Below are 23172 nucleotides of genomic sequence, written 5' to 3'. Positions count from 1 at the left end.
CGGCCGGGCGCGGGGCTCAGCCGACGTCGGTGACGGTCAGCCGGCCGTCCGTCGTGCCGCAGATCAGGGTGTCCGTGACGGCCGTGCAGCCCTGGGGGCCGGCGGCCTCGACGATGCCGCGCAGCTGCAACCCGCCGGTCGCCAGGTCGATCCGGCCGGCCGCCACGCGGCGTCCGTCCGGGGCGACCGGACGCAGGTAGTACCCCGGGACGGAGCGGAGGGCATCCCGTACGGCGGTGCCCGTGCCGAGGGACAGCACGACGGTGCCCGTGGCGGTGTCGATCAGCGCATACCCGCCGAGGTCGCCGCGGCGGGCCAGCACCCGGTTCTGCCCGGTGACCGGTACGGCGTCGACGAAGCCGGCCGCACGCCAGCGGGCGGTGCCGGTGTCCGGATCAAGCCCGACGGTCGCGGTGCCGTCGGCGAAGCACAGCACGATGCCGCACGCGCGGGCCGCCGGCCCGGTCACGATCTCGTCGGTCGCCGACTGCGCGTACCGCCAGCGCTCCCGCAGCGTGTCCAGGTCGTACGCGGTCACCACCGCCCGGTCCGCCTCCATCCGGTTGACGAACAGCAGGCCGGACTCGGCCACGACGCCGTTACGGACGGGTGCGCCGCTGCCGTTCTCCACGCGACCCTCGGACAGCAGGGCACCGTCGCTCAGGCGCAGCACCCGGATCCGGCCGTCCGGGGTGGCGGCCACGATCCGCTGCCGCTCGGGACCGACGACCGCCCAGGACTCGTCACCCTCGATCGCCCGCGACCAGATCCGGCTGCCGTCGGCCATCCGTACCAGGATCAGCGTCCGGTCCGGCTGCCTGAGCAGGGCGGTCCCGGGCGTCGCGGACACGATGTCGCCGGGCCGCCGCCACATCTCCGCCCCCGTACGCGGATCGAGCGCGACCGTCCCCTGCAGCAGGATCGGGACCAGCACCGCACCGGGCACCCGCGCCGTCATCCGGCCGCGCGGCATCGGCAGCCCCTTCGACCAGCGGACCGCCCCGCTGTCCAGCTCGTACGCCGTGACCTGCGAGCCCACGTTGATGGACTGCACGAACACGGTGTCGCGGGCCGCGTCGGCGAGGCTGGTCGCACTGAAAGCGACGCTCCACCGGGGCCGGATCACGGCAGATCCGGACACGGCCGAGCCGGTGAGCGTCACCCCACAGAGCGCCGCCACGGCGGCCGCGGCCCAGCGCATGACGGCACGGCGCTCGGGACGGCGTGGTGCGGATCCCGGCGCCGACGCGGCGGAGCCGGGATCACCCAGCTCGATGATGGTCATACGGAGTTCATCGAATCACACAGAGCGGCGTTGCTCGTGCGCGTCGGTGGCGTCACTTTCCAGCGGGGCGGAGGTGGGGTCGTCGCTGCGGTCGACCACGGGCATGTGCTGCTCGATGACGTCGGCCTCGGCCGCCTCCATCGGTACGGCGTCAAGGTCGAGGTTCGCCGCGCTCATGGTCGGTGATGCGTCGGTCGAGCTGGGCGCCGCGGTGCTGGTGGCAGCTTTCGGGCGTCGGTTCCGCGGCCGGCGCGGCTTGTCACTGGTGACCGCCGGCGCTGGTCGTTCGACGGGGGTCTCGTCGGCCGGCGGCACGGCTACGCCGGCATCCGGCTCAGTCAGACCTGGTGGCTTCTGCTCGGCTGACGGCCCGCCGGAGCGGGCGCTCACGGTACGGACCGTGGCGGCGATCCGTTCGTACTGCTCCCGCCCGGCCCGCGCACCCAGCACGTACCCCGTGGCCAGGCCGGCGGCCAGTTTCATGATTCTCATGGGAAGGTTTCTCCATCTACTCGGTGGGTCGGGCTGTCGGCCCGTTGCTGTGCGGGTGCGGCCCGCTGCGGCGCGGTGCCGCCCTGCGGTTCGGTGGCTTGCATGAGTTTCGCGATGGCCGACCGGTCGGTCTCCGACGGCAGACCCCAGCCGGGCTCATAGCCGTACACCTGGTCCAGGCCGGTGGCTGCGGTGCGGCCGTCGAGAATCTCCACGGAGCCGGTGTCGATCAGCCCGGGATGTTCGACACCACACGCTTCGGCAACTTTGAGCAGGTCACGGCGCAGGGTCTTGAGGTAGTTGGCGGCGCGCACGCTCTTGAGCGCGGGGTCCAGCCCGCGGGTGAGCCAGGGGTTCTGAGTGGCGACACCGGTGGGGCACGTGTCGGTGTGGCACTTCTGCGCCTGGATGCAGCCGATGGCCAGCATGGCCTCCCGGGCCACGTTGACCATGTCGCAGCCGAGCGCGAACGCGACCACGGCATTGTCGGGCAGCCCGAGCTTCCCGGCGCCGATGAAGACCACCTGCTCGTGCAGGCCGCGCTGGGCGAACATGGCGTACACCCGGGCGAAGCCGATCTGGAACGGCAGTGACACCGTGTCGGTGAAGATCAGCGGCGCCGCCCCGGTGCCACCCTCGCCGCCGTCGATCGTCACGAAGTCGACGCCGCGCCCGGTCGTGGCCATCAGGGAGGTGAGCTCGTCCCAGAAGCCGAGGTCGCCGACCGCCGACTTGATGCCGACCGGCAGGCCGGTCTCCGCGGCCAGCAGTTCCACCCAGTCGAGCAGGCTGTCGGTGTCGGAGAACTCGGCGTGCCGCGACGGGCTCACACAGTCGACGCCCTGAGCGATGCCGCGGGTGGCGGCGATCTTCGCCGACACCTTCGCGGCCGGCAGCAGGCCGCCGAGGCTCGGCTTGGCACCCTGGCTGAGCTTGATCTCGAGGGCGCGCACCGGGGCGCCGGCCACCAGGTCCTTGAGCCGCTGCAGGTCGAAGCGGCCGTGCTCGTCGCGGCAGCCGAAGTACGCGGTGCCGATCTGGAAGACGAGGTCGCCGCCCTGCCGGTGGTGCGGCGACAGCCCACCCTCGCCGGTGTTCTGCAGGCAGCCGGCCAGAGCGGCACCTTTGTTCAGCGCTTCGATCGCGTTGCCGGACAGCGAGCCGTAGCTCATGCCGGAGATGTTCACCACCGAGCTCGGCCGGAACGCCCGCGCTCTGCCGCGTGCGGCCCCGAGGACCTTGGCACACGGTACGGAAGCCTCATATCCGGCGGCCGGCGCGGACCGGGGCACCGCCCGCCCGAACGTGCGGTGCTTGATGATCGGATATCCACGCGTGTACTCGATGTCGTTGTCGGTACCGAAGCCGAAGTAGTTGTTCTCCTTCTTCGCCGACGCGTAGACCCAGCGCCGCTGGTCGCGGGTGAACGGCCGCTCCTCGTTGTTGCCGGCCACCACGTACTGCCGCAGCTCGGGACCGATGGCTTCGATGAGGTACCGGCCGTGGCCGATGATCGGGAAGTTGCGCAGCAGGGCGTGGTCACGCTGCAGGAGGTCGCGGACGGCGACCGCCGCCAACGCTGACACTGCGGCCGCCGCGGCGCCGATGCCCACCTTCATGCCGGATCATGTTGCCCCCAGCCGGGCTGCTAAACAGCCCGGGGCCAACCACGTTGAGCGGCCCGGCGGGTGGTGAGGACGTCGCGGGTCCCGGCGTGGTCCATGGTCATCGATTGGTCATGCTCTCGGCCTGCTCCGAGTACCGGCCGCCCTGGATGTCGACCTGCGCGGTGGCGGCGTCGATCTCGGCGAGGTCGTCGCTGGTGAGGTCCACGTCGGCGGCGCCGAGGTTCTCCTCCAGACGTTCGAGGCGGCGGGTGCCGGGGATCGGGACGATCCACGGCTGCTGGGCGAGCAGCCAGGCCAGGGCGATCTGCGCGAGGGTGGCGTTCTTGCGGGCGGCGATGGTGCCGAGCAGCTCGACCAGGGCCTGGTTGGCCTTGCGGGCGTCGGCGTCGAAGCGGGGGATGGTGGTGCGGATGTCGCCGGGCGTGAAGGCGGTGTCGGTGGTGACGGTGCCGGTGAGGAAGCCCTTGCCGAGCGGGCTGTAGGGGACCAGGCCGATGCCGAGCTCGGCGCAGAGCGGGATGATCTCGGCCTCGGGCCGCTTCCACCACAGCGAGTACTCGTTCTGCAGGGCGGTCACCGGCTGCACGGCGTGCGCGCGGCGCACCGTCGCGGCGGCCGCCTCGGACATGCCGAAGTGCCGGACCTTGCCGGCCGCGATGAGCTCCTTGACGGCGCCGGCGACGTCCTCGATGGGCACGTCGGGGTTGACGCGGTGCTGGTAGAACAGGTCGATGTGGTCGGTGCGGAGTCGCTTGAGGGAGGCGTCGGCAACCTGCTTGATGTGCTCGGGGCGGCTGGACAGACCCGTCTGCTTGCCGTCGGCGTCGAACGCGAACCCGAACTTGGTGGCGATGACGACGTGGTCGCGGACGGGCTGCAACGCCTCGCCGACGAGCTCTTCGTTGACGAACGGGCCGTAGACCTCGGCGGTGTCGAAGAACGTGACGCCGCGCTCGACCGCGGCCCGCAGCAGGGCGATGTTGGCCTCGCGGTCGGGGCCGGGGCCGTAGCTCTGGCTCATGCCCATCGCGCCGAAGCCGATGGCCGAAACCTCGAGGCCGGTACCGAGTGTGCGGTTCTGCATGAGTGGCTCCTTCAGGTGTCGTCGAGCAACGGTAGAGCCAACCGGAGCAGGCCTGACAGGTTCTGGTATTACCTGTCTGCGGCGGCGTGGCCGCGTCATCGCTCGTCGGTGCAGCAGCCGTCGTCGCAGTCCCCGGCCTTGCCGGCAGCGGTCGAGGGCAGCGGGCCGGATGCGCAGCAGGCGTCACCACGCCAGGCCTCACGGCCTTCCTTGACGGCGACGGCGGCGATGATCAGCGCGGCGATCGGATCGGCCCAGCTCCAGCCGAACAGGCTGTTGAGCAGGAGCCCGGCGAGCAGGACCGCGGACAGGTAGGTGCAGAGCAGGGTCTGCCGGGAATCGGCGACCGCGGTGCGGGAGCCGAGCTCCCGCCCGGCGCGGCGCTGGGCGTAGGACAGACCGGGCATGACCGCGAGGGAGACCGCGGCCAGGGCGATGCCGACGGGGGAGTGCCCGGCCTCGGCCCCGCCGAGCAGGGTTCGCACCGACTCGACCGTGACGTAGGCGGCGAGGCCGAAGAACGAGAACGCGATGATCCGTAGTGCGGTCTTCTCCCGGGCTTCGGGGTCGTGGCCGGCGAACTGCCAGGCGACCGCGGCGGCGGAGGAGACCTCGATGACCGAGTCGAGGCCGAAGCCGATCAGCGCGGCGGAGTCCGCGGCCCGGCCGGCGCTGATCGCGATGACGGCCTCGATCACGTTGTAGGTGATGGTGGCGGCGACCAGCAGCCGGATGCGGCGGGCCAGCACGCCCCGGCGCCGCGAGTCCGGAAACACCGGGGTGAGCGGCAGGCTCATCAGCAGCAGTCCTTGCCGGTGGTGTCGGGGCAGGCGGCCGGGTCGACGGCCAGGACCAGGCCGAGCAGGTCGCCCAGGGCGTGCCGGATACGGGGGTCGGCGAGTTCGTAGCGGGTGCGCCGGCCCTCGGGAACGGCGACGACCAGGCCGCAGCCCCGCAGGCAGGCGAGATGGTTGGACAGGTTCTGCCGGGTGGTCCCGAGCAGGTCGGCCAGCTCCGCCGGGTAGCCGGGACCGTCGCGCAGCGCGAGCAGCAGCCGGGCCCGGGTCGGATCCGACAGGGCGTGGCCGAAGCGGGCGAGCACTTCGCCGTGGGTCACCGTCTCCATGCCGCCGACCATACAGCCACCGCTGTATTCAGCAGAAGATGTACCAAGCGATGTCGTACGATCTCGGCGTGCTGCTGACCGACCATGTCATCACGGTTCCGCTCGACCACGATCACCCTGACGGGCGAACCATCGAGGTGTACGCGCGGGAGATCGTGGCCGCGGACGGGCACGATCTGCCGTATCTGGTCTACCTGCAGGGCGGACCGGGCCACGAAGCGCCAAGACCGTCGTCCCGGCCGATGTCGCCGTCCTGGCTCGAGCGGGCACTGCGGAGTTTCCGGGTCGTCATGCTCGACCAGCGGGGCACCGGACGGTCGACGCCCTATGGTGCTCCCGGTCCGGACGCGGCAGCGGACGCCGAACGGCTGACCCACTTCCGGGCGGATGCGATCGTGCGGGACGCTGAATGCCTGCGGGAGCATCTGGGTGCCCGGCGATGGAGTCTGCTCGGCCAGTCCTTCGGCGGATTCTGCTCGCTGCACTATCTGTGCCACGCGCCGGACAGCCTTCGCGAGGTGTTCTTCACCGGCGGCCTGCCGCCGGTCGGGCGTCCGGTCGACGAGATCTACTCGGCCACCTTCGACACGATGCGCATGCTGAACCGTCGCTACCATCGCCGGTTCCCGCAGGACGCCGCCCGGCTCCGAGAGCTGCTCGACCGCTGCGACGCGGGCGAGGTACGGGCTCCCGACGGTGCCCCGATCTCCCGGCGCCTGATCCGCACGATCGGCCACCACCTGGGCATGGACGGCGGCGCGGACAAGGTCCATCAGGTGCTCGAGCTGGACTTCGCTTCCTCCGCGTTCCGGCATGATGTCGCCGCGATGCTGCCGTTCGACTCCCGCAACCCGCTGTACGCGGTCCTGCACGAGTCGAGTTATGCCGACGGCGGTGCCACCCGGTGGTCCGCCGAACGAGTCCAACCCGACGACTTCGCCGGCGAGTCCCTGCTGCTCACCGCCGAGCACCTCTACTCGTGGCATTTCGACGACACGCCCGGCCTGCGGCCGTACCGCGACGTCGCCGCGATCGTCGCGGAGCATGAGTGGCCCCGTCTCTACGACGCCGAGCTGCTGGCGCAGGTCGACGTACCGTGCGCTGCCGTGATCTACGGGGACGACCCGTACGTGCTCCGGCAGTACTCCGAGGAGACGGCCGACCTCCTGCCCGGCATGCATCGGTGGCTCACTGACGAGTACCTGCACAACGGGCTGCGCACCGACGGCAGTCGCGTGCTCGACCGACTGCTCACGCTGACCCGGGACAGTCCCCGAGGTCGATGACGACCTTGCCGTGCACGTGCCGTCCGGCCTGAAGCTCGATCGCGGCGCGGATCTGCTCGACCGGGAAGGTCGCGGCCACGGGTACGCGGAGCCGGCCGGTCGCGACGAGTTGAGCGATCTCCTCGATGGCGCCCGGGGCGGCGTGGGCGCCGTTGGCCGCCGTGATGCCGTTGACCTGAGCGGCGATGGTGGTGATGCGCTGGTCCGGCACGCCCAGTGCTCGTGCCGCCTGTGCTGTCTGCGTACCGTGCAGGTCGATGGCCGCCGTGACGCCGCCGGGAGCGAGGGCACGGACCCGGTCGATCAGGCCGTCGCCGTAGGTGACCGGCTCGGCCCCGAGGGCCCGCAGGGCCTCGGCCGACGCCGCCGATCCGGTTCCGATCACCCGGGCGCCCGCGAGGCGAGCCAGCTGTACGGCGAACACGCCGACCCCGCCTCCCGCGCCGCCGATGAGCACTGTGTCGCCGAGGCCCGGGGTGATGACGGCGAGCGCGGCGGCCGCCGTGCAGCCGGCAATGGCGAGGGTGGCCGCGGTGCGGTCGTCGACGCCGTCGGGCGTGTGGTGCGCGTCGCCGCCCACCGCGATGGTCCCGGCCGCGTCGATCATGACGTGGTCGGCGACCGCGCGGGAGAGGGCGCCGCCGAACACCCGGTCGCCGGTCGCGAATCCGGTCACGCCGGCACCGACCTGGTCGACGACTCCGGCGTAGTCGGTGCCGAATCCGCACGGCAGGCTCAGGCCGAACCGGGTGGCGGTCGGGGCGTCGGAGGTCATGAACCAGTCCATCGGGTTCAGGCCGGCCGCGGTGACCCGTACGCGGATCTGCCCCGCACCGGCGTGCGGCGCCGGGACCTCGCGGATGGTCAGGTTCTCGGGGCCACCGAATGCTTCGTAACACAACCGGAGCGTGATCCGTTTTGGCTGGAGCAGAGAGCCGTAGACCACGGTCGGACGCGAGCCGCAATCGCGACCAGTTGCTGGCCGTGGCCACCCGATCCTTCGCCACGGCCGGCACCGAGCCGTCGATGCGCGCCATCGCCCAGGAGGCCGGGGTCGGCATCGCCACGCTCTACCGGCACTTCCCGACGCGCGAGGCACTGGTCGACGCGGTCTACCGGGACCAGGTAGCGCGGCTCACCGACGGCGCCCGCGAGCTGCTCGCCGAGCTGCCACCGCCCGCGGCGCTACGACGCTGGGCCGAGCTGTTCGGGGACTGGATCGCCACCAAGAACGGCATGCTCGACACGCTGCTCGCCATGATCGAGTCGGGCGAGATCGCCCACGCCCGGACCCAGACCGAACTGTTCGCGGCCATCGACGCGATCCTCGAGGCCGGCCGGGAGACGGGCGAACTCCGCGCCGACGTCACGGCCGAGGACGTCGCGGCCGGCCTCATCGGCATCTTCACCGTGGCCCACCCGCACCAGCACGAAGCGAGAGCGGCCCGCCTGCTGACCATCCTGATGGACGGCCTCCGGCATACCCCCTGAACCGCGCGGTCCGAGACTTCTGTTCGTCCTCGGCCACTGGGCGCAGCCGGACAGAAGGCTCGCTCACGGTGCCTCCGGCCATTCAGCGACCGTGCCGTACGTCGTTGGGCGGGTGCTCTCGCACATAGTCATCAAGCCGCCCGCCGCGCAGTGCGGCGAACAGTTCGCGGCAGCGTGCCGAGTCGGGCACCATCACCGAGCCGATTCCCGGTACGTCCCGGTTCTCCGCGATCGGCAGCGTCATGAACGTGAGGTCCTGGGCGTGCAGGTGGCGAAGCGTGAACGCGAGGCGTTGCACCGGCATCCGCCGGTCCACGATGAGCATGCCCGCCGCGGTACGCACCAGCCGGTCCAGCTTCCGCGGGTCGGTGAGCAGGTCCTGGCCGGCCGTCTTCTCGGCCAGCGCCCGCAGGTACTGCTGGTGTCGCCGGGACCGGTCGAGGTCGTCGCTGGGCAGGCCGCGGCGCTGTCGTACGTAGTACTCGGCGAGTTTGCCGTCGAGGTGCACCTTGCCGGCGGGGAAGGCGACGCAGTGCCGGGCCCGGCCCTGTGGGTCGGTGCACGGTGCCGACGGGTACGGGCTGTTCTCGGGCAGGAAGCGGTAGGAGTCGACGCTCTTCTTGTCGATGGTGACGTCGACGCCACCGACCAGATCAGTGATCTTGCGTATGCCGGCGAAGTCCACGATGACCGGCCAGTCGATGGTCATACCGCCGAATATGTTGAGGGTCTGGACGAGCCGGGGCGCGCCACCCCAGGCGAAGGCCGCGTTGACCTTGTTCCGGGACCCGCGCTCGCCGTCGGCGGTGGCGATCGGCAGGTACGTGTCGCGCGGGATGGAGATCACGTACGCCTTGCCGGCCTTCGCGGGGATGTGGACGAGGATGACGACGTCGCTGCGCCCGTCACCGGGTTCGCCTTTCGTGCGGCTGTCCGAACCGATGAGCAGCAGGTTCAGCGGTCCCCGGACCTTGGGTGGCTCGGTCGGGGCGCCCGCCGAGGGAGCCGGTGCGGGAGGCAGCAGGTCGGCGCGGCCGACCGCGTCCTCGTAGCGGCTGGAGATCGTCCGCATCCCGATCACGCCGGCCACCGATCCGGCGACGAGCACGGCAAGTACGGCGGCGAGCACCAGGCCCCAGCGACGTCGCGGAGAAAGTCGTCCGGCCATGGCTCACACCCCCACGAATCGGTAGCCGCCATCGATGAGAACAGGCAGGACGCTGCGCAGCGCCCGTACGGTCTGCGACCGGTCGCCGCCGCCGTCGTGGGTGAGCACGATCGACCGGTTGCCGACCTGGTCCAGGATTTTCGCCCGGATTCGGCCCGCACCGGGATTGTCCCAGTCACGCGGGTCGACGTCCCACGCGATCGAGGTCTGCCCGAGGGTCGCGCACACCTCGAAGACCGTGCGCGACCAACTTCCGTACGGGGCCCGGAAGAGCGTGGGTATCCGGCCCACCGTCGTGGCCACGGTGTCCACGGCCCGTCCGACCTCGGTCCGGACGCGTCCGGCGGTCAACCGGCTGACGTCCGCGTGCGACCAGGTGTGCGTACCGATCGTGTGCCCGTCGTCGACGATGGACCGCACCAGGCCGGGGTGAGCGGAGGCCTGCTGCCCGATCACGAAGAAGGTGGCCTTGACGTGGTGCTTGCGCAGGAGCCGGAGGACCTGCGGTGTGTACGCCGGATCCGGGCCGTCGTCGAAGGTGAGCGCCACGACGCGCGAGCCCTTGTCCGCCGACCTGACCGGTACGACGTACCGGGGTTTTTTCTGAACCGGAGTGCGAGGCAGTCCCGTCGCGGAGGGTGCTGGTGGTTCCGGCGATGGCCGAACCGCGACCGGAGGGAGCGCGGGCGGTTCCGGCTGGGGCTCGGCGCACGCGCTGAGCAGGGACAGGCCGCCCAGGGCGAGAAACAACCGCCTGCTGGTCATCCGTTGTTGCGTCATCGACATCACCTCCGCCCGCGCGGTCGCCGCAGTGGAAGCGGCGGTTCGATCGCGGAGTATCAAAGTGTGCTGACGAGATGTCAGGAACTGATGAGGGGACGAACATCCGGTTCGCACCGGTTGCCCGGCGCCCTCGACGAGATCGGGCGTTCGCTCGCGGCATTCTCCGGACGCGCGTACGCGACGATCTGACCGCCGTGACGCTGCACTCGATGGTGCAGTACGGCATCGAGACAGCAGCGCAGGACGATTCTGCGATCTTCCTGCGAGAGTTCAGCTGACGCGGTACGGGTCGTCCGGTGGCACCCAGGCGTCGGGGCTGTCGAGGCCGCACCCGTCCACCGAGCGGGTCAGCGCCGCGACGAGTGCTCGCACCGCGGTTCGCTGTTCGGTGCGGCGGGAGACCAGCGACCACGTCCAGTACGGCGCCGGCCGCGTGATGGGGCGGGCGACCAGGTCGGCCGGCACCGGGGTGGTCTGGCCCTTGGGGCAGTTCACCACCGGCCGGCGCAGGCGGCGGACGTGGTCGAAGAACGCCGGACCGGTGACGCCGCCGTCCGAGATGGCCACCGCCCGGGCGCCGGTCTCCTCGGCCAGCGCCTCGGCCCAGCGGTTCCACGACGACCAGCTGACCTCGTCGGCGTCGATGAGCACCACGGTGTCGCGGGCCCGGACCGGTTCGGCCGAGGTGCCGGTGCTCACCGCGTACAGGCGGTCGGCGCCGAGGAGGCGGGCGTCGAGGTCGTCGTCGCGCACCGTCGTGCTGGGCACCCAGCAGATCGCGAGGTCGATGCTGCCGTCGACGACCCGGGCCGCCTGCGCGTGGGACGGCAGGACCCAGGCGTCGACCAGCAGCTGGGCGGTGCCGGCGGCGCGTTGTTCCAGGTCGGGTGGACGCCAGTTGACGTAGCCGAGGCGCACCGGCTCGGACGATGACAATCCTGACGCCGTACGCCTGAGGTCGTCGGCCTGCTCGAGCAGCGCCCGGGTCCGGGGGAGCAGCACCGTGCCCGCCGCGGTCAGCGCGACCGAGCGCCGGTCGCGGTCGAAGAGCCGCGTGCCCAGGTCGCGCTCCAGCGCCTTGATCTGCTGCGACAGCGACGGCCCGGCGATCCGCAACCGGTCCGCGGCCCGGGCGAAGCTGAGCTCCTCGGCGACCGCGACGAAGTAGCGAAGCTGACGAAGCTCCATCCGCGCAGCATAAACGCCTGATAGGCGGAGCCTCCCAGCCGGGAGGAAGTCAGTCGTGGCAACCGGCGGATCCCGACCGATGCTTCAGCCAGATCCGGTTCACCGGAGCCGGATCAGGTTCACCTCAGCCTGAAGGAGCATCATGACCAAGGTTGCTGTCGTCACCGGAGCCTCGCAGGGCATCGGCGCCGCCACCGTCTCCGCCTACCGCAAGCTCGGCTACCACGTGGTCGCCAACTCACGCGGGATCACGCCGTCCGGTGATCCGGGGGTGCTCACCGTGCCGGGCGACATCGCCGATCCGGCGGTCGGCGCCCGGGTCGTCGAGGCCGGCCTGGCCGAGTTCGGCCGCATCGACACGCTGGTCAACAACGCCGGCATCTTCATCGCCAAGCCGTTCGCCGACTACACGGCCGACGACTTCGACCAGGTCACCGGGATCAACCTGCGGGGCTTCGTCGCCGTCACCCAGGCAGCCGTCGCGGCGATGCTGGACCAGGGCGGTGGGCACGTGGTCACGGTCACCACCAGCCTGACCGACCACGCCAACAGCAGCCTGCCGGCCGCACTCGCCTCGCTCACCAAGGGCGGCCTCAACTCCGCGACCAAGGCGCTGGCCATCGAGTACGCGACCCGCGGCATCCGCTTCAACGCGGTCTCGCCCGGCGTCATCGCGACCCCCATGCACCCGGCCGAGACCCACGAGTTCCTGGCCGGCCTGCACCCCGTCGGCCGGCTCGGCGAGATCAGCGACGTCACCGACGCCATCGTCTTCCTCGAGAACGCCCCGTTCGTCACCGGCGAGATCCTGCACGTCGACGGCGGCCAGAGTGCGGGGCACTGACATGACGATCCTGTCGAACCTGCTCGACGCCTGGCAGCAGGCGATCGACGGCCACCACCCCGAGCGGGTGGCCGACCTCTTCGCCGAGGACGCCGTCTTCCAGGGCCTGCACCCGTACAGCATCGGGCGGGCCGGGGTGAAGGAGTACTACGCCGCGCAGCCGGCCGGGATGACCGTGGCCTACCGGATCCGGCAGACCCGCGAGCTCGCCGACGACGTCGTGCTGGGCTGGGTCGCGGCCGACTTCACGTTCGTCGACCGGCCGCCGATCGCGGTCGATCTCACCGTCGTGGCGCGCCGGGTCGACGGCGCCTGGCGGTTCGCCCACTACCACGTCTCACCACGGATTCCCGCCAAGGAGGGCACCCCGTCATGACCCGCATCGGCATCATCCTCGGCAGCACCCGCCCCAACCGCAACGGCGAGCAGGTCGCCCGCTGGGTGCTCGACGTCGCCAAGCAGCGCACCGACGCCGAGTTCGAACTGGTCGACCTGCGCGACTTCCCGCTGCCGCACCTCGACGAGCCGGTCCCGCCGTCGATGGGCCAGTACCGCAACGACCACACCAAGGAGTGGGCCGCGAAGATCGCCTCGTTCGACGGCTTCGTCTTCGTCACGCCGGAGTACAACCACAGCACCTCGGGCGTGCTGAAGAACGCCATCGACTACCTGTACGCCGAGTGGAACAACAAAGCCGCCGGCTTTGTCTCCTACGGCTCGGTCGGCGGCGCCCGGGCCGCGGAACAGCTGCGGCTCATCGCCGGCGAGCTGCAGATCGCCGACGTACGCCAGCAGGTCGCCCTCTCCCTGTCCACCGAGTTCGAGAACTACACAGTCTTCAAGCCCCGGCCCAACCAGGAGCCCCAGCTCACCACCTTGCTGGATCAGGTGGTGGCCTGGAGCACTGCCCTCGAGCCGCTGCGCAAGTAAGGCAGAGCCGGTCCTTGTCACAGTGCCGCGACGCGCGGCACTGTGACGGGCCGGCGGTCACGGCGCCGATCGGAGCTGCGGCCGGTGTCTACTGTGTTGAAGGTCTGCGGCAGAGCGATCCGGACAAAGGGAGCATCGCGGCCAACGGGGAGGACGCCTTGACCATTGCGCCGGATGACCGCCGGCCGCGCCGTGCGCTGGTGGCGCCGGCGTGGGCGGCCGGAAATCTCGTGATCGGCTACCTCATGATCCTGCCGCTCGGGATCGCCGACACCCTCACCTATTACGTGCGGGCGGTCCGCGGCGATGAGGTCGTCGCGCCGTACGGGTCGGACGGGGCGACCTTCGCAGTGGCCGAGATTGTGGTGCTGGCCGGGATTCTGCTGACGATCTCGTTCTTCTTCAACCGCAGGCAATGGCGGCGGTTCCGGGCGGCCCAGGGGCTGCCGCTGCGGCGCAAGGCCGCGTTCCTCACTGCGATGGTGCTGGGCGCCGCGGCCCTGTACGGTCTGCCGTTCCTCCTGTTCATGACCGCTACGGACCGGACCGCCCCACCACTTTTCCCCGGCTCCTGGTCCTGACGCAGAAATCAAGCTGGGGAGTGTCGGATCGGCCGGAGGCCGTTCGTGGGGTAGGCAGATACGGACGTCGGGTCCGGACGATCTGAGGGAGCGAACATGCCTGAATACCTCATCTACTTCAATCAGCAGTGGGTGGGTGACCACACCGAGGAGTGGTTCCGCGCGCGCGGTCCACTCGCCCGGGCGGTTGTCGATGAGACCAAGGCGGCCGGGGCGTTCGTCTTCGCCGGGGGCCTGGAGGAAGAGGACGGCCCGGTCTTCAGCGCCGACGCCACCAGCGGTGAGGTGGTCTTCGCCGACGGGCCTTATGTCGAGAGCAAGGAGTTCCTGGGCGGCCTGACCATCGTGGATGTGCCGGATGAGGCGACCGCCCGGATGTGGGCCGGCAAGATCGCGGAGGCCTGTGGCTGGCCGCAAGAGGTTCGCCGGTTCAAGCCGCCGCGCGTCTTGCAGGGATGAGTTCGTCACTCGCCGGCTGAGGTTCACGCCGAGAGGTGGTCGGCGGCGGCGAGGGCGGCCAGCTTCGGTTATCGGGGTGTGGCGTGTCGGGGGCTGGGGCCGGTGAGCGGGCGGGGGTGGGTTCCGGCGGCAGCGACCGGGCCGGTGTCGGTGCCGCAGAGGGCGTGCCGGACGAGTTGGTTGTTGCTGGCGATGGCCTTGTCGGCGAAGACCGGGTCGGTGAACGTGTTCGTGGATGAGGCGACCATGGCGCTGCGCCGGCCGTCGGGGGTGACGCCGTTGGTGTCGGAGTAGCCGATCACGTCGCCGCCGTGGTGCCAGTAGAACCCGCCGCAGGGCAGATCCGTGCGGAAGATGCCGAGGCCGTAGGCGGCGCCGGGCCAGATGGCCTCGTAAGCCTTACCCATCGGCACGGTGGTCGTCATGGCGGTCAGTTGCCTCGGGTCGAGGAGTTTGCCGGTCATGAGGGCGCGCAGGAACGTGTTGATGTCGTGCGGCGTGGAGATCAGCGAGCCGGCGGAGCCACCCCAGGTCATGTTGTGCTGGGTGGTGTCGGTGTAGACGCCGTCGGTGCCGTACAGCTGGTAGCCGTTGGGTGCCGGGGCCGGCATCGCCGGGTCGGTGCCCGGCTCGCTGGTCCCGGTCAGCCGCAGCGGTGTGATGATCCGCTTGCGGATCTGGGCGGCCCACGGTTCGCCGGTGACGGCCTCGATGATCAGACCGGCCAGGATGAAGTTGGTGTTGGAGTATTCCCAGCGCGCGCCGGCGGCGAAGTTGGGGGCATGGTTCATGGCCAGAGCGACGAGCTGTTTTGCGGTGTAGGTGTCGAAGCGGTGCTGGGCGAAGGCCTCCGGGGTCATCAGCGAGCCGAAGAAGGCGTCGTCCTCGGTGTAGTCGTACAGGCCCGAGGTGTGTTGCAGAAGGTGGCGCACGGTGATGCTGTCGCCGTTGTTGCCTCGGCCTTGAACCAGTCCCGGCAGCCACCGGTCGACCGTGTCGGTCAGCGACAGCCGGCCCTCGGCGGTCAGTTGCAGGACAACGGTCGAGACGAATGTCTTGGTGGTGCTGCCGATCCGGAAGTGGGAGTTCCAGTCCACCGGGGTGGTCGTGCCGAGCCGGGCGACGCCGGCCCGGGCCCGGGTGACGGTGGTGTCGGCGATGGTCTCGGCGAGAACGCCGCTGGTGCCGATGGCCTGGATCAGGTCGACATCGCGCTGCACCACATCCGCCGGTCCGGCATCGGTGACGGTGCGTGCGGGGGAGGCGGTGGCCGGTGGGGCGTGGGTGGCCAACGCCGTTACGACGGCCAGGCCTGCTCCGAGCAGGCGGGGAAGGTACCAGGATCCAGCGCTGTTCATGGTCGTCCCCCGTGATGGATACCGGAGGGCGGTCGCTCTCCGTATACCGAACGCTACGGAACAGCCCAGGTCACCGTGGTTCAACTCGGCATGTGACTGAAGTTCATGCCGTAGACGCCGCCGATCGGGGGGCCGCGGCCGGGCCGCGCTTGGCCCGTTGAATCTGCTCGTAGACGTGGGTTCGCAGCTGGGTGAACCGCGGCAGGGCCCGCGTGGTGAGCTGATCCCGCTCCGCCGGGAGGTCGATCACGAGGTCCTCCTGCACCCGGGTCGGTGAGTTCGACAGGACGAGGACGCGCCGGCCCAGATACACCGACTCGTCGATGTCGTGCGTCACGAAGACCGTCGAGATCCCGCGGGTCGCGTGCAGTTCGCGGACGAGATCCTCCAGGTCGGCCCGGGTCTGGGCATCCACCGCCGCGAAGGGCTCGTCCATGATCAGCACTTCGGGCTGGTACGCGATGGCCCGGGCGATCGCCACGCGTTGCTGCATTCCGCCGGAGAGCTGCCACGGATGGCTCCGCGTCGCCTCCGGCAGCCCGACCGCCTCGAGGGCGTCGGTGACTATCCGGTCGCGTGCGGCCCGGGCGAGCTTCTTGTGGCGCAACGGAAGTTCGACGTTGCCCCGGACCGTCAGCCACGGGTAGAGGCTGCGGCCGTACTCCTGAAAGACCACGGCCATGGCCGGGCTCGGACCCGTCACCGGCGATCCGTCCATCTCCACGAGGCCGCTCGTCGGCCGGAGCAATCCGGCCAGGCATTTCAGGAGCGTGGTCTTTCCGCACCCGGAGGGCCCGACGATGCACACCAGCTCGCCGTGCCCCATCGTGAAACTGAGATCCCCGATCGCCTCGACGTCGCCCGTGGCGGTGGCATAGACCTTCCGCAGGTGCTCGACCCTCAGCAGGGGGCTCCGGTCAGGCACGGGTGATCTCCTTCATTCCGTGGTACCAGCGCAGGAGGTGGCGCTCGGCGAGACCGAAGAGCACGGCGAGGGCGAGGCCGATGAGACCGAGCAGGAGGATGCCGCTCCACATCTCGGCGATGAGGTAGTTCCGCTGGAAGTAGGCGATCCGGTAACCGAGACCGGAGGACGACGCGAACATCTCCGAGATGACCATGAGGATCAGGGCCACCGAGAGCGCTTGCCGGACGCCGGTCATGATGCGCGGACCGGCCGCCGGGAGCACCAGCAACCACAGACGTTCCCAGCGGGCGATCCGGAACGAGTCCGCGGTTTCCACCATCACGCTGTCGATCGCCCGGACGCCCTCGACGGTGTTCAACAGGATCGGCCAGACCGCACCGGACACGATGACGACCACCTTCATCGTGTCGGTGATGCCGAGCAGGAGCATCGCCACCGGAATGAGCACCGGCGGCGGAATCGCCCGGAAGAACTCCAGCAGTGGCTCGAGGGTTTCGCGCAGCCGGCGGAACCGGCCGATCGTGATGCCGGCGGCGACGCCCAGAACGATCGATGCCACGATGCCGAGGGCGAGCCGGTACAGGCTCGGCAGGACGTCGTCGACGAACGCCGGGCCGATCCAGACCTGCCGGAACGCGTCGAGGATCGGGCGTGGGCCGACGAAGAACCGGTTCGTCGAGGTGGTGGACCAGATTCCCCAGAGCACCACGGTCAGGAAGGGAAGCCCGAGGGCGAACAGGAGGTTCGCGGCGGTCCTGGCCCCGGGGCCGCGGGGACGTATGGTCATCGGATCTCCTCCGAGCGCACCGACTGGTGCCAGGTCAGCGATCGGCGTTCGACGAAGCGGAACACGACGTTCACCAGGAGACCCAGCATCCCGGTGACCACGACCAGGCCGTACAGGCCGACAGCGTCTCCCGCGGAGCGGGAGAGCTCGATCGAGCGCCCGATGCCGGGATTGCCGATCACCATCTCCGCGGTGACGGCCAGGATGAGGGCCACCGCCGCGGCGAGGCGCAGGCCGGTCATCAGGTACGGCAGAGCGGTCGGCAGGATCAGGTAGCGCAGCCGCTCGCGACGGGTGAGGCCGAAACTCCGGGCGGTGTCCCGCGCCACGGTGTCGACGTCGGCGACACCGTGGATCACCTGCACGAAAACCTGCCAGAACGCGGCGTAGACGATGATGACGAGGGCGGCGCGCATCTGCAGGCCGAACATCAGGACGGCCAGGGGGATCAGCGCGACCGACGGTACGGGCCGCAGGAACTCGACCATCGTGTGCGTCGCGCGACGCAGGAACGGCACCATCCCGACCGCCGTGCCCAGGACGACCGCGGCGAGCGTCGCCACCGCCAGACCGACCGCCCACGACGTCATGGTGAGTCTGAGCCGCCGCCAGAACGCCAGGTCACGGAGCTCCTCGAACAGCCAGGCGACCACGTCGGTGGGGTACGGCAGGTACTGCGGATCCACCAGTCCCAGCGCCGGGATCAGGTGCCAGACGACGGCGAACCCGAGCAGGCCGAGGGCGCCCAGCAGAACCTTGCGCACGGCCGGCTACTGCTGCTGGATGAGGCGGTCGAAGTCGGGCTGCCGTTCGAGTACGCCGTACTTGCGGGCCAGGGTCGCCAGTTGCTCCAGGCCGGCCCGGTCGAGCTGCCAGCCGAAGGCCGGCAGCCGTACCGAATCCGCGACCACGTCCGGCAGCTTGAGGTTGTCCTTGACGGCCTGGCGAAGGCTCGCCTCGTTGGCCGGGTCACCGGCCCAGGTGAGCGTTTCCTTCATGGCCGTGGAGAACTTCGCGACCAGCGCGGCGTCGGAATCTCGCAGCTTGCTCGACGTGATCGTGGTGAGGGTCGCGAGGCCGGGGATCGTCGCCTGGTACGGCGCGACCACAAGCTTGTCGCCGCGCTTGCGGAGCTGGGTGATGAACGGTTCGGTCACCCACGCGGCGTCGATGGTGCCGGCCTCGAGCTGGGCCGGGGCGTCCGGGAAAGCAACCTCGACGAATTTGACCTTGGCCGGGTCGCCGCCGTCCTCCTCGACGGCGGCCATGATCGTGACATCGCCGGCCGCGCCGAGGCTGTTGACGGAAACCTTGCGTCCCGCGAGCTGAGCCGGTCGGGTGATGCCGGATTTCGCCGACGCCATCACCGCATTGATGTCATCACCGTCGGCATAGGACGATGCGTAGTTGCCGACGATCACGACACCGAGGTTCTGCAGATCGGCCCGGAACGGTCCGAACGGCTGACCGATGGCGAAATCGATGTCCCCGTTGATCAGCGCCGGAATGGCCTGCGCGCCACCCTGGGCGGGCAGGACCTCCACGTCGAGTCCTTGTTTGCGGAAGGTGCCGGCCTTGATGCCGGCCCACAGCGCGGCGGTCTCACTGATGGGCAGGGCCGCCACGCGGACCTTGCGCAGTCCGGCGCCGGCGTCGGAAGGCGGAGTGGTGGCATCGGAATCCGTGCACCCGGTCAGGGCGATCACGATGCCGGCGAGGGCAGCGAGGGCGGTGATCTTCTTCATGACGGGCCCTTCCGTGGGCGACGTTGGCACACCCGGAGAAGTCGACGTGGCCGGCGCGGCGCTGGCGCCGGGGGGCTCGCGCTGATCAGCGTCAGGCAGAAGGCATCGATTGTCAAGAATGTATTTCGGTCCTCGGCATGGTGATTACGGGAGCGCCGAATTTGTTGCGGGAAACCCTTGACGCGGCGACACTTTTGTCACAAAACTGTGCCATTGGTGGGTGTGGCGAAAGGAGCGACGACGTGGCGATCGTGATCGCGGGCGCCGGGATCGGTGGCCTCACCGCCGCGCTCAGCCTGCACCGGGCCGGATTCCGCGACATCGCCGTCTATGAGCGCGCGGCCGCGCTGGGCCCGCTCGGCGTCGGGATCAACCTGCTTCCGCACGCCGTCCGTGAGCTCACCGAGCTGGGCCTGGGCGAACGCGTGGAAAGGCTGGGCGTCGCGCCCGGCACGCTGGCCTACTACAACCGGCACGGCCAGCCCATCTGGAGCGAGCCGCGCGGCCTGGCCGCCGGATATCGCTGGCCGCAGCTTTCCGTGCACCGCGGCCGGTTCCAGATGGAACTTCTCGCGGTGGTGCGGGAACGGCTGGGGGGCGACGCGGTGCGCACCGGGCACCGGCTCGTCAGCGTCAGCAACGGCGTCGCGCGTTTCGAGACGGCAGCCGGAGAGGTGGGCGTCGAGGGCGATCTGATCGTCGGGGCGGACGGCATCCACTCGGCGCTGCGCCGGCACCATCAGCCCGGCGAGGGAGCGCCGGTCTGGAACGGGCTCACCCTGTGGCGCGGGACGGCACGGGCGCCCGGATTCCTGGACGGGCGAACCATGATCATGGCAGGGGACGGGGACCAGAAGTTCGTCGCGTACCCGATCGGTCCTGATCTGATCAATGTCGTCGCGGAGCGACGTGGTCCCGGTTTCGCCGGCACGGACGCTGACTGGAATCAGCCGGTCGATCCCGCACCGGTCATCTCGCTCTTCCAGGGGTGGCGTTTCCCCTGGCTCGATGTGCCGGCACTGCTGGGCGCCACCGACGAGATCCTCGAATACCCCATGGTGGACCGGGATCCGATAGACAGGTGGACCCACGACAACACGACGCTCCTGGGGGACGCGGCGCATCCGATGTATCCGAACGGCTCCAACGGAGCATCGCAGGCGATCCTGGACGCCCGGACACTCGCCTTCCACCTCGCCACCGCGCCGACGGTCCGGCAGGCGCTCGACGCCTACGAGGCCGACCGGCGTCCGGCGACCACCGCGCTGGTGCTGAGCAACCGGCGACAAGGCCCGGAGCACGTGATGGTGCTCGCCCACGAGCGCGCGCCGGCCGGCTTCGGCCACATCCACGACGTCATCCCGCCGGACGAGCTCACCGAGATCGCCACCGGGTACAAGAAAGCGGCGGGCTTTCTCCCCTCGGCCCTCAACGAACGCGCCTCCCTGACGCCGACAGTGTTCTCGGGCATTCTGCCGTGACCTCCCAGGAAGCAATCGAGCTGGACGCGGCCCGGCTGGCGTCGGTGATCTCGCCGCTGCGCCGGACGCTGCTCGCCGCCGCCCGGGCCGCGGAGCACCTGCCGGAGATCCCGGACGCGCAGATCGAGATCATCCGGGCGCTGCCCCGGGGCGCGGTGGCCGCTCCCGGCGAACTCGCCGAACGACTCCGGCTGAGCCGCTCGACGGTCAGCAATCTCCTCACCGCCATGGAGGCCAACGGTCTCGTCGAGCGCCGCCCCCGTCCCGGCAGCAACCGTCACGTCGACGTCGTCGCCACCGCGAAGGCTCTCGACCTGTTCGACCGCTTCGACCTGGCCAGCGGAAACCTGGTCGCCCGCGCGGTGGCCACCCTGCCGGAAGGAGACCGGGCAGCCCTGGCCGCCGCCGTGCCCGCGTTGGAACGCCTGCGCGACGCCCTCACGCAGACCGGGGACGTGCCGTGAGGGCGCCGGCGGTTCCCGGTCTGGAGCCCGCGTTCGAGGTCGAGGCCCAGCTCGGCGCGCTGGAGGACCACGGGGTGACCCGCGCCGGGCACCGGCGGGTCGTGCCGATCACCGGCGGCCGGGTCACCGGCCTCTTCGCGGCCGACATCCTGCCCGGCGGCGCCGACTGGCAGCTGGTCCGCCCCGACGGGACGATCGAGATCGACACCCGCTATTCGGCGCGCACCGCCGACGGCGGCCACGTCTACATCCGTACGTTCGGCGTCCGCAGCGGGCGTCCGGAGATCCTCGAAGCGTTGCTGCGGGGCGACGCGGTCGACCCGTCCGACTACTACTTCCGCCTGTGCGTGCGACTGGAGACCTCGGTACCGGAGCTGGGCGCCCTGGAGCAGAGCGTCTTCGTCGCGTCCGCGATCCGCGAGGCCGACCGGGTGCGGTACGCCGCCTACCGCGTCTCGTAGCGCACGGCCAGGGACAGCTGGTGTACGCGGCGGCCGGTGCCCTGGCGACCACCACCGAGCGGGGGACATGGGTGGCACCGGCCAGCCGGGTCACCTGGACGCCACCGGGTTTCCGGCACGCTCACCGCATCTACGGCGAGACCGACGTGCGTCTCGTCGCGATCCCGGTCGAGCTGTGCGGGGAGCTGGTGGCCCAGCCCAGCGTGTTCACTGTCAGTGCCGTGCTCCGTGAGGTCCTGCTGGCCCTGACCGACCGGCCGGAGACCCGCCCGGGCGCGTACGACCGGTTGCGCGCCGTGGCCATCGATGAACTCGTCGACATCCCCGAGCAGTCCCTGCACCTGCCCCAACCGGACGACGACCGGCTGCGCGCCGTCACCGACCGCCTGCACGCCGACCCCGGCCACAATGCCATTTTGGCCAAGCTGGGCCGAGCCGTGGGCGCGAGCGAGCGCACCCTCAGCCGCCTGTTCCACGCCCAGCTCGGCATGAGCTTCCACCGGTGGCGCACCATCCTGCGGATCCACCACGGACTGATCCATCTCACCGGCGGCCGCTCGGTCACCGAGACCGCCATCGCCTGCGGATGGTCGAACCCGACCAGCTTCATCGAGGCGTTCACCGAGGTCGTCGGCCAGACCCCGGGCCGATATCAGGCAGACCTGCGCCGCGGGATCAGGTGAACCGGATCCGGTGGTCCTGCAGCGACAGGTCCTCGACCAGCGTGCCGAAGTCGGTGAAGTCGCCGGGCCCGGCCTGCCCGTCGTCGTCGTGATTGCGGTCGTTGAGCTCCCGCGCGGCCGCCTGGTTGCGGAGCACATACTCACGGACCTCGTCCTCGTAGCGGGCGACGCCCGCGGCCAGGTCGGCGCCCGCGGCGGCGATCTCGCCGGCCAGCACGTACGCGCCGGCCATCGCCATCGACGCCCCCTGGCCGGTGGTGAGCGAGACCGCGTAGCCGGCGTCGCCGACCAGGGCGACCCGTCCCTTCGTCCAGTGCTCCATGATCACCTGGATGCGGGCGTCGAAGTGGAAGCCCGACGCGTCGTCGCGCATGTGCTCCACGATCTGCGGGACCACCCAGCCCAGCCCGGCGACCCGCTCGGCCAGCAACTGCTTCTGGGCGTCCTCGTCGCGGTGGTCGTACTCGACCGGTTCCTCGCTCTCGAACCCGAGGTAGGCGCGGGCCGTTCCGCTGTCGTCCAGGCCGATGATGCCGGCGCCGGCGTCACCGCTGCCCATCAGGAACGTCTGCCAGCGGTCCAGGCCGAGGAAGTTCGGAACGGTCATGACCGCCACGTAGCCACCCATGTATCGCAGGAAGGGCTGCTCCGGGCCGAACACCAGCCGGCGGGTGCCCGAGTGCGCGCCGTCAGCGCCGATCACGACGTCGTACCGTGCCGGCGCGTCGTCGACCATCGACATGCCACGCACCCGCGTGGTCCGCTTGCGCAACTCCTCCAGCACGCCCATGCGCCGCGCCACCTCCAGGGCCGGACCGCGTACATCCAGCCTTCAACCATGGAGCCACTATCAGCGCACAGCAGGCCGGGTACCACCGGTGATCGACGACCGGATACCGGAAACCCGCCAAGGTCGCCGG

General features: G+C 70.4%; 27 protein-coding genes. 11 read left to right on the top strand and 16 right to left on the bottom strand.

What is annotated here, in order from left to right:
• Positions 1-16 precede the first annotated feature (16 nt).
• From ACWEOZ_RS28685 to ACWEOZ_RS28660, 6 genes are all read right to left on the bottom strand, one after another.
• Positions 17-1285, bottom strand: coding sequence for an outer membrane protein assembly factor BamB family protein (locus tag ACWEOZ_RS28685; RefSeq protein WP_451913767.1), 1269 nt, complete (start codon positions 1283-1285; stop codon positions 17-19).
• Positions 1286-1300: 15 nt separating this feature from the next.
• Positions 1301-1777, bottom strand: coding sequence for a hypothetical protein (locus ACWEOZ_RS28680; RefSeq protein ID WP_451913766.1), 477 nt, complete (start codon positions 1775-1777; stop codon positions 1301-1303).
• Complete coding sequence (locus ACWEOZ_RS28675; RefSeq protein ID WP_451913765.1) at positions 1774-3396, bottom strand: FMN-binding glutamate synthase family protein; 1623 nt, start codon at positions 3394-3396, stop codon at positions 1774-1776. Before ACWEOZ_RS28675 ends, ACWEOZ_RS28680 begins: the two co-directional genes overlap by 4 nt.
• Positions 3397-3502: 106 nt before the next feature.
• Entirely contained in the window at positions 3503-4489 is a 987-nt protein-coding gene (locus ACWEOZ_RS28670) for an aldo/keto reductase (RefSeq protein ID WP_451913764.1), read from the bottom strand.
• A 95-nt stretch (positions 4490-4584) separates the two neighbouring features.
• Complete coding sequence (locus tag ACWEOZ_RS28665; RefSeq protein WP_451913763.1) at positions 4585-5286, bottom strand: cation transporter; 702 nt, start codon at positions 5284-5286, stop codon at positions 4585-4587.
• Positions 5286-5615 carry an ArsR/SmtB family transcription factor gene (locus ACWEOZ_RS28660; protein WP_451913762.1) on the bottom strand — a complete coding sequence of 110 codons (330 nt, stop codon included), beginning with the start codon at positions 5613-5615 and terminating at the stop codon, positions 5286-5288. Before ACWEOZ_RS28660 ends, ACWEOZ_RS28665 begins: the two co-directional genes overlap by 1 nt.
• Positions 5616-5665: 50 nt before the next feature.
• Here ACWEOZ_RS28660 and ACWEOZ_RS28655 point away from each other — a divergent pair, with 50 nt between their 5' ends.
• Positions 5666-6901 (top strand): alpha/beta fold hydrolase, encoded by a 1236-nt coding sequence (locus ACWEOZ_RS28655; protein WP_451913761.1) that lies wholly within the window; start codon positions 5666-5668, stop codon positions 6899-6901.
• Here the strand turns inward: ACWEOZ_RS28655 and ACWEOZ_RS28650 are convergent.
• Complete coding sequence (locus tag ACWEOZ_RS28650; protein ID WP_451913760.1) at positions 6867-7802, bottom strand: NADP-dependent oxidoreductase; 936 nt, start codon at positions 7800-7802, stop codon at positions 6867-6869. The genes ACWEOZ_RS28655 and ACWEOZ_RS28650 overlap by 35 nt on opposite strands.
• 83 nt (positions 7803-7885) lie before the next feature.
• Here ACWEOZ_RS28650 and ACWEOZ_RS28645 point away from each other — a divergent pair, with 83 nt between their 5' ends.
• Positions 7886-8392 carry a TetR/AcrR family transcriptional regulator gene (locus tag ACWEOZ_RS28645; RefSeq protein ID WP_451913759.1) on the top strand — a complete coding sequence of 169 codons (507 nt, stop codon included), beginning with the start codon at positions 7886-7888 and terminating at the stop codon, positions 8390-8392.
• Between the two features lie 82 nt (positions 8393-8474).
• On the opposite strand, the gene ACWEOZ_RS28640 is transcribed toward ACWEOZ_RS28645, so the two are convergent.
• From ACWEOZ_RS28640 to ACWEOZ_RS28630, 3 genes are all read right to left on the bottom strand, one after another.
• Positions 8475-9560 (bottom strand): LCP family protein, encoded by a 1086-nt coding sequence (locus ACWEOZ_RS28640; protein WP_451913758.1) that lies wholly within the window; start codon positions 9558-9560, stop codon positions 8475-8477.
• A 3-nt stretch (positions 9561-9563) separates the two neighbouring features.
• Entirely contained in the window at positions 9564-10325 is a 762-nt protein-coding gene (locus tag ACWEOZ_RS28635; protein WP_451913825.1) for a polysaccharide deacetylase family protein, read from the bottom strand.
• Positions 10326-10613: 288 nt separating this feature from the next.
• Complete coding sequence (locus tag ACWEOZ_RS28630) at positions 10614-11531, bottom strand: LysR family transcriptional regulator (RefSeq protein WP_451913757.1); 918 nt, start codon at positions 11529-11531, stop codon at positions 10614-10616.
• 142 nt (positions 11532-11673) lie between these two features.
• On the opposite strand from ACWEOZ_RS28630, the gene ACWEOZ_RS28625 reads away from it, so the two are divergent.
• The 5 genes from ACWEOZ_RS28625 to ACWEOZ_RS28605 all read left to right on the top strand — a co-directional run bounded on the left by ACWEOZ_RS28625 (position 11674) and on the right by ACWEOZ_RS28605 (position 14345).
• Positions 11674-12375, top strand: a complete 702-nt coding sequence (locus ACWEOZ_RS28625; RefSeq protein WP_451913756.1) for an SDR family NAD(P)-dependent oxidoreductase — start codon at positions 11674-11676, stop codon at positions 12373-12375.
• A gap of 1 nt (position 12376) precedes the next feature.
• Positions 12377-12751, top strand: a complete 375-nt coding sequence (locus ACWEOZ_RS28620) for an SgcJ/EcaC family oxidoreductase (protein WP_451913755.1) — start codon at positions 12377-12379, stop codon at positions 12749-12751.
• Complete coding sequence (locus ACWEOZ_RS28615; RefSeq protein ID WP_451913754.1) at positions 12748-13305, top strand: NADPH-dependent FMN reductase; 558 nt, start codon at positions 12748-12750, stop codon at positions 13303-13305. Before ACWEOZ_RS28620 ends, ACWEOZ_RS28615 begins: the two co-directional genes overlap by 4 nt.
• Before the next feature lie 158 nt (positions 13306-13463).
• On the top strand, positions 13464-13886 hold the full coding sequence (locus tag ACWEOZ_RS28610; protein WP_451913753.1) for a hypothetical protein: 423 nt from the start codon (positions 13464-13466) through the stop codon (positions 13884-13886).
• 96 nt (positions 13887-13982) lie between these two features.
• Positions 13983-14345, top strand: coding sequence for a YciI family protein (locus ACWEOZ_RS28605; RefSeq protein WP_451913752.1), 363 nt, complete (start codon positions 13983-13985; stop codon positions 14343-14345).
• A gap of 68 nt (positions 14346-14413) precedes the next feature.
• Here ACWEOZ_RS28605 and ACWEOZ_RS28600 read toward each other — a convergent pair whose 3' ends face one another.
• The 5 genes from ACWEOZ_RS28600 to ACWEOZ_RS28580 all read right to left on the bottom strand — a co-directional run bounded on the left by ACWEOZ_RS28600 (position 14414) and on the right by ACWEOZ_RS28580 (position 19163).
• Complete coding sequence (locus tag ACWEOZ_RS28600; RefSeq protein ID WP_451913751.1) at positions 14414-15703, bottom strand: serine hydrolase domain-containing protein; 1290 nt, start codon at positions 15701-15703, stop codon at positions 14414-14416.
• 103 nt (positions 15704-15806) lie between these two features.
• Positions 15807-16628, bottom strand: a complete 822-nt coding sequence (locus ACWEOZ_RS28595) for an ABC transporter ATP-binding protein (protein WP_451913750.1) — start codon at positions 16626-16628, stop codon at positions 15807-15809.
• A complete protein-coding gene (locus tag ACWEOZ_RS28590) occupies positions 16621-17418 on the bottom strand; it encodes an ABC transporter permease (RefSeq protein ID WP_451913749.1) in 798 nt (265 codons plus the stop codon). The genes ACWEOZ_RS28595 and ACWEOZ_RS28590 overlap by 8 nt, the downstream gene beginning before the upstream one ends.
• A complete protein-coding gene (locus tag ACWEOZ_RS28585; protein WP_451913748.1) occupies positions 17415-18182 on the bottom strand; it encodes an ABC transporter permease in 768 nt (255 codons plus the stop codon). The genes ACWEOZ_RS28590 and ACWEOZ_RS28585 overlap by 4 nt, the downstream gene beginning before the upstream one ends.
• A gap of 6 nt (positions 18183-18188) precedes the next feature.
• Positions 18189-19163, bottom strand: coding sequence for an ABC transporter substrate-binding protein (locus ACWEOZ_RS28580; protein ID WP_451913747.1), 975 nt, complete (start codon positions 19161-19163; stop codon positions 18189-18191).
• A gap of 23 nt (positions 19164-19186) precedes the next feature.
• On the opposite strand from ACWEOZ_RS28580, the gene ACWEOZ_RS28575 reads away from it, so the two are divergent.
• From ACWEOZ_RS28575 to ACWEOZ_RS28560, 4 genes are read left to right on the top strand one after another with little or no spacing between them, the layout of a single operon-like run.
• Positions 19187-20644: a flavin-dependent oxidoreductase gene (locus ACWEOZ_RS28575; RefSeq protein WP_451913746.1), complete on the top strand. Its 1458-nt coding sequence runs from the start codon at positions 19187-19189 to the stop codon at positions 20642-20644.
• Positions 20641-21108, top strand: coding sequence for a MarR family winged helix-turn-helix transcriptional regulator (locus tag ACWEOZ_RS28570; protein ID WP_451913745.1), 468 nt, complete (start codon positions 20641-20643; stop codon positions 21106-21108). The genes ACWEOZ_RS28575 and ACWEOZ_RS28570 overlap by 4 nt, the downstream gene beginning before the upstream one ends.
• Positions 21105-21569, top strand: coding sequence for a DUF3237 domain-containing protein (locus ACWEOZ_RS28565; RefSeq protein ID WP_451913744.1), 465 nt, complete (start codon positions 21105-21107; stop codon positions 21567-21569). The genes ACWEOZ_RS28570 and ACWEOZ_RS28565 overlap by 4 nt, the downstream gene beginning before the upstream one ends.
• Positions 21570-21589: 20 nt before the next feature.
• Positions 21590-22252, top strand: a complete 663-nt coding sequence (locus ACWEOZ_RS28560; RefSeq protein ID WP_451913743.1) for an AraC family transcriptional regulator — start codon at positions 21590-21592, stop codon at positions 22250-22252.
• On the opposite strand, the gene ACWEOZ_RS28555 is transcribed toward ACWEOZ_RS28560, so the two are convergent.
• Entirely contained in the window at positions 22245-23042 is a 798-nt protein-coding gene (locus ACWEOZ_RS28555; protein WP_451913742.1) for an FAD-dependent monooxygenase, read from the bottom strand. The genes ACWEOZ_RS28560 and ACWEOZ_RS28555 overlap by 8 nt on opposite strands.
• Between the last annotated feature and the right edge of the window lie 130 nt (positions 23043-23172).

The organism is Actinoplanes sp. NPDC004185, assembly GCF_053603475.1.
Note: the sequence above shows the minus strand (reverse complement) of the source record. Positions and strands in the feature narration are given on the sequence as shown.

What these genes read in the sequence shown, in the direction of transcription:
- ACWEOZ_RS28685 (WP_451913767.1), bottom strand. Translation starts at nt 1,285, where the DNA reads ATGACCATCATCGAGCTGGGTGATCCCGGCTCCGCCGCGTCGGCGCCG.
- ACWEOZ_RS28680 (WP_451913766.1), bottom strand. Translation starts at nt 1,777, where the DNA reads ATGAGAATCATGAAACTGGCCGCCGGCCTGGCCACGGGGTACGTGCTG.
- ACWEOZ_RS28630 (WP_451913757.1), bottom strand. Translation starts at nt 11,531, where the DNA reads ATGGAGCTTCGTCAGCTTCGCTACTTCGTCGCGGTCGCCGAGGAGCTC.
- ACWEOZ_RS28590 (WP_451913749.1), bottom strand. Translation starts at nt 17,418, where the DNA reads ATGACCATACGTCCCCGCGGCCCCGGGGCCAGGACCGCCGCGAACCTC.
- ACWEOZ_RS28655 (WP_451913761.1), top strand. Translation starts at nt 5,666, where the DNA reads ATGTCGTACGATCTCGGCGTGCTGCTGACCGACCATGTCATCACGGTT.
- ACWEOZ_RS28660 (WP_451913762.1), bottom strand. Translation starts at nt 5,615, where the DNA reads ATGGAGACGGTGACCCACGGCGAAGTGCTCGCCCGCTTCGGCCACGCC.
- ACWEOZ_RS28615 (WP_451913754.1), top strand. Translation starts at nt 12,748, where the DNA reads ATGACCCGCATCGGCATCATCCTCGGCAGCACCCGCCCCAACCGCAAC.
- ACWEOZ_RS28600 (WP_451913751.1), bottom strand. Translation starts at nt 15,703, where the DNA reads ATGAACAGCGCTGGATCCTGGTACCTTCCCCGCCTGCTCGGAGCAGGC.
- ACWEOZ_RS28580 (WP_451913747.1), bottom strand. Translation starts at nt 19,163, where the DNA reads ATGAAGAAGATCACCGCCCTCGCTGCCCTCGCCGGCATCGTGATCGCC.
- ACWEOZ_RS28670 (WP_451913764.1), bottom strand. Translation starts at nt 4,489, where the DNA reads ATGCAGAACCGCACACTCGGTACCGGCCTCGAGGTTTCGGCCATCGGC.
- ACWEOZ_RS28640 (WP_451913758.1), bottom strand. Translation starts at nt 9,560, where the DNA reads ATGGCCGGACGACTTTCTCCGCGACGTCGCTGGGGCCTGGTGCTCGCC.
- ACWEOZ_RS28675 (WP_451913765.1), bottom strand. Translation starts at nt 3,396, where the DNA reads ATGAAGGTGGGCATCGGCGCCGCGGCGGCCGCAGTGTCAGCGTTGGCG.
- ACWEOZ_RS28665 (WP_451913763.1), bottom strand. Translation starts at nt 5,286, where the DNA reads ATGAGCCTGCCGCTCACCCCGGTGTTTCCGGACTCGCGGCGCCGGGGC.
- ACWEOZ_RS28620 (WP_451913755.1), top strand. Translation starts at nt 12,377, where the DNA reads ATGACGATCCTGTCGAACCTGCTCGACGCCTGGCAGCAGGCGATCGAC.
- ACWEOZ_RS28635 (WP_451913825.1), bottom strand. Translation starts at nt 10,325, where the DNA reads ATGACCAGCAGGCGGTTGTTTCTCGCCCTGGGCGGCCTGTCCCTGCTC.
- ACWEOZ_RS28555 (WP_451913742.1), bottom strand. Translation starts at nt 23,042, where the DNA reads ATGGGCGTGCTGGAGGAGTTGCGCAAGCGGACCACGCGGGTGCGTGGC.
- ACWEOZ_RS28605 (WP_451913752.1), top strand. Translation starts at nt 13,983, where the DNA reads ATGCCTGAATACCTCATCTACTTCAATCAGCAGTGGGTGGGTGACCAC.
- ACWEOZ_RS28625 (WP_451913756.1), top strand. Translation starts at nt 11,674, where the DNA reads ATGACCAAGGTTGCTGTCGTCACCGGAGCCTCGCAGGGCATCGGCGCC.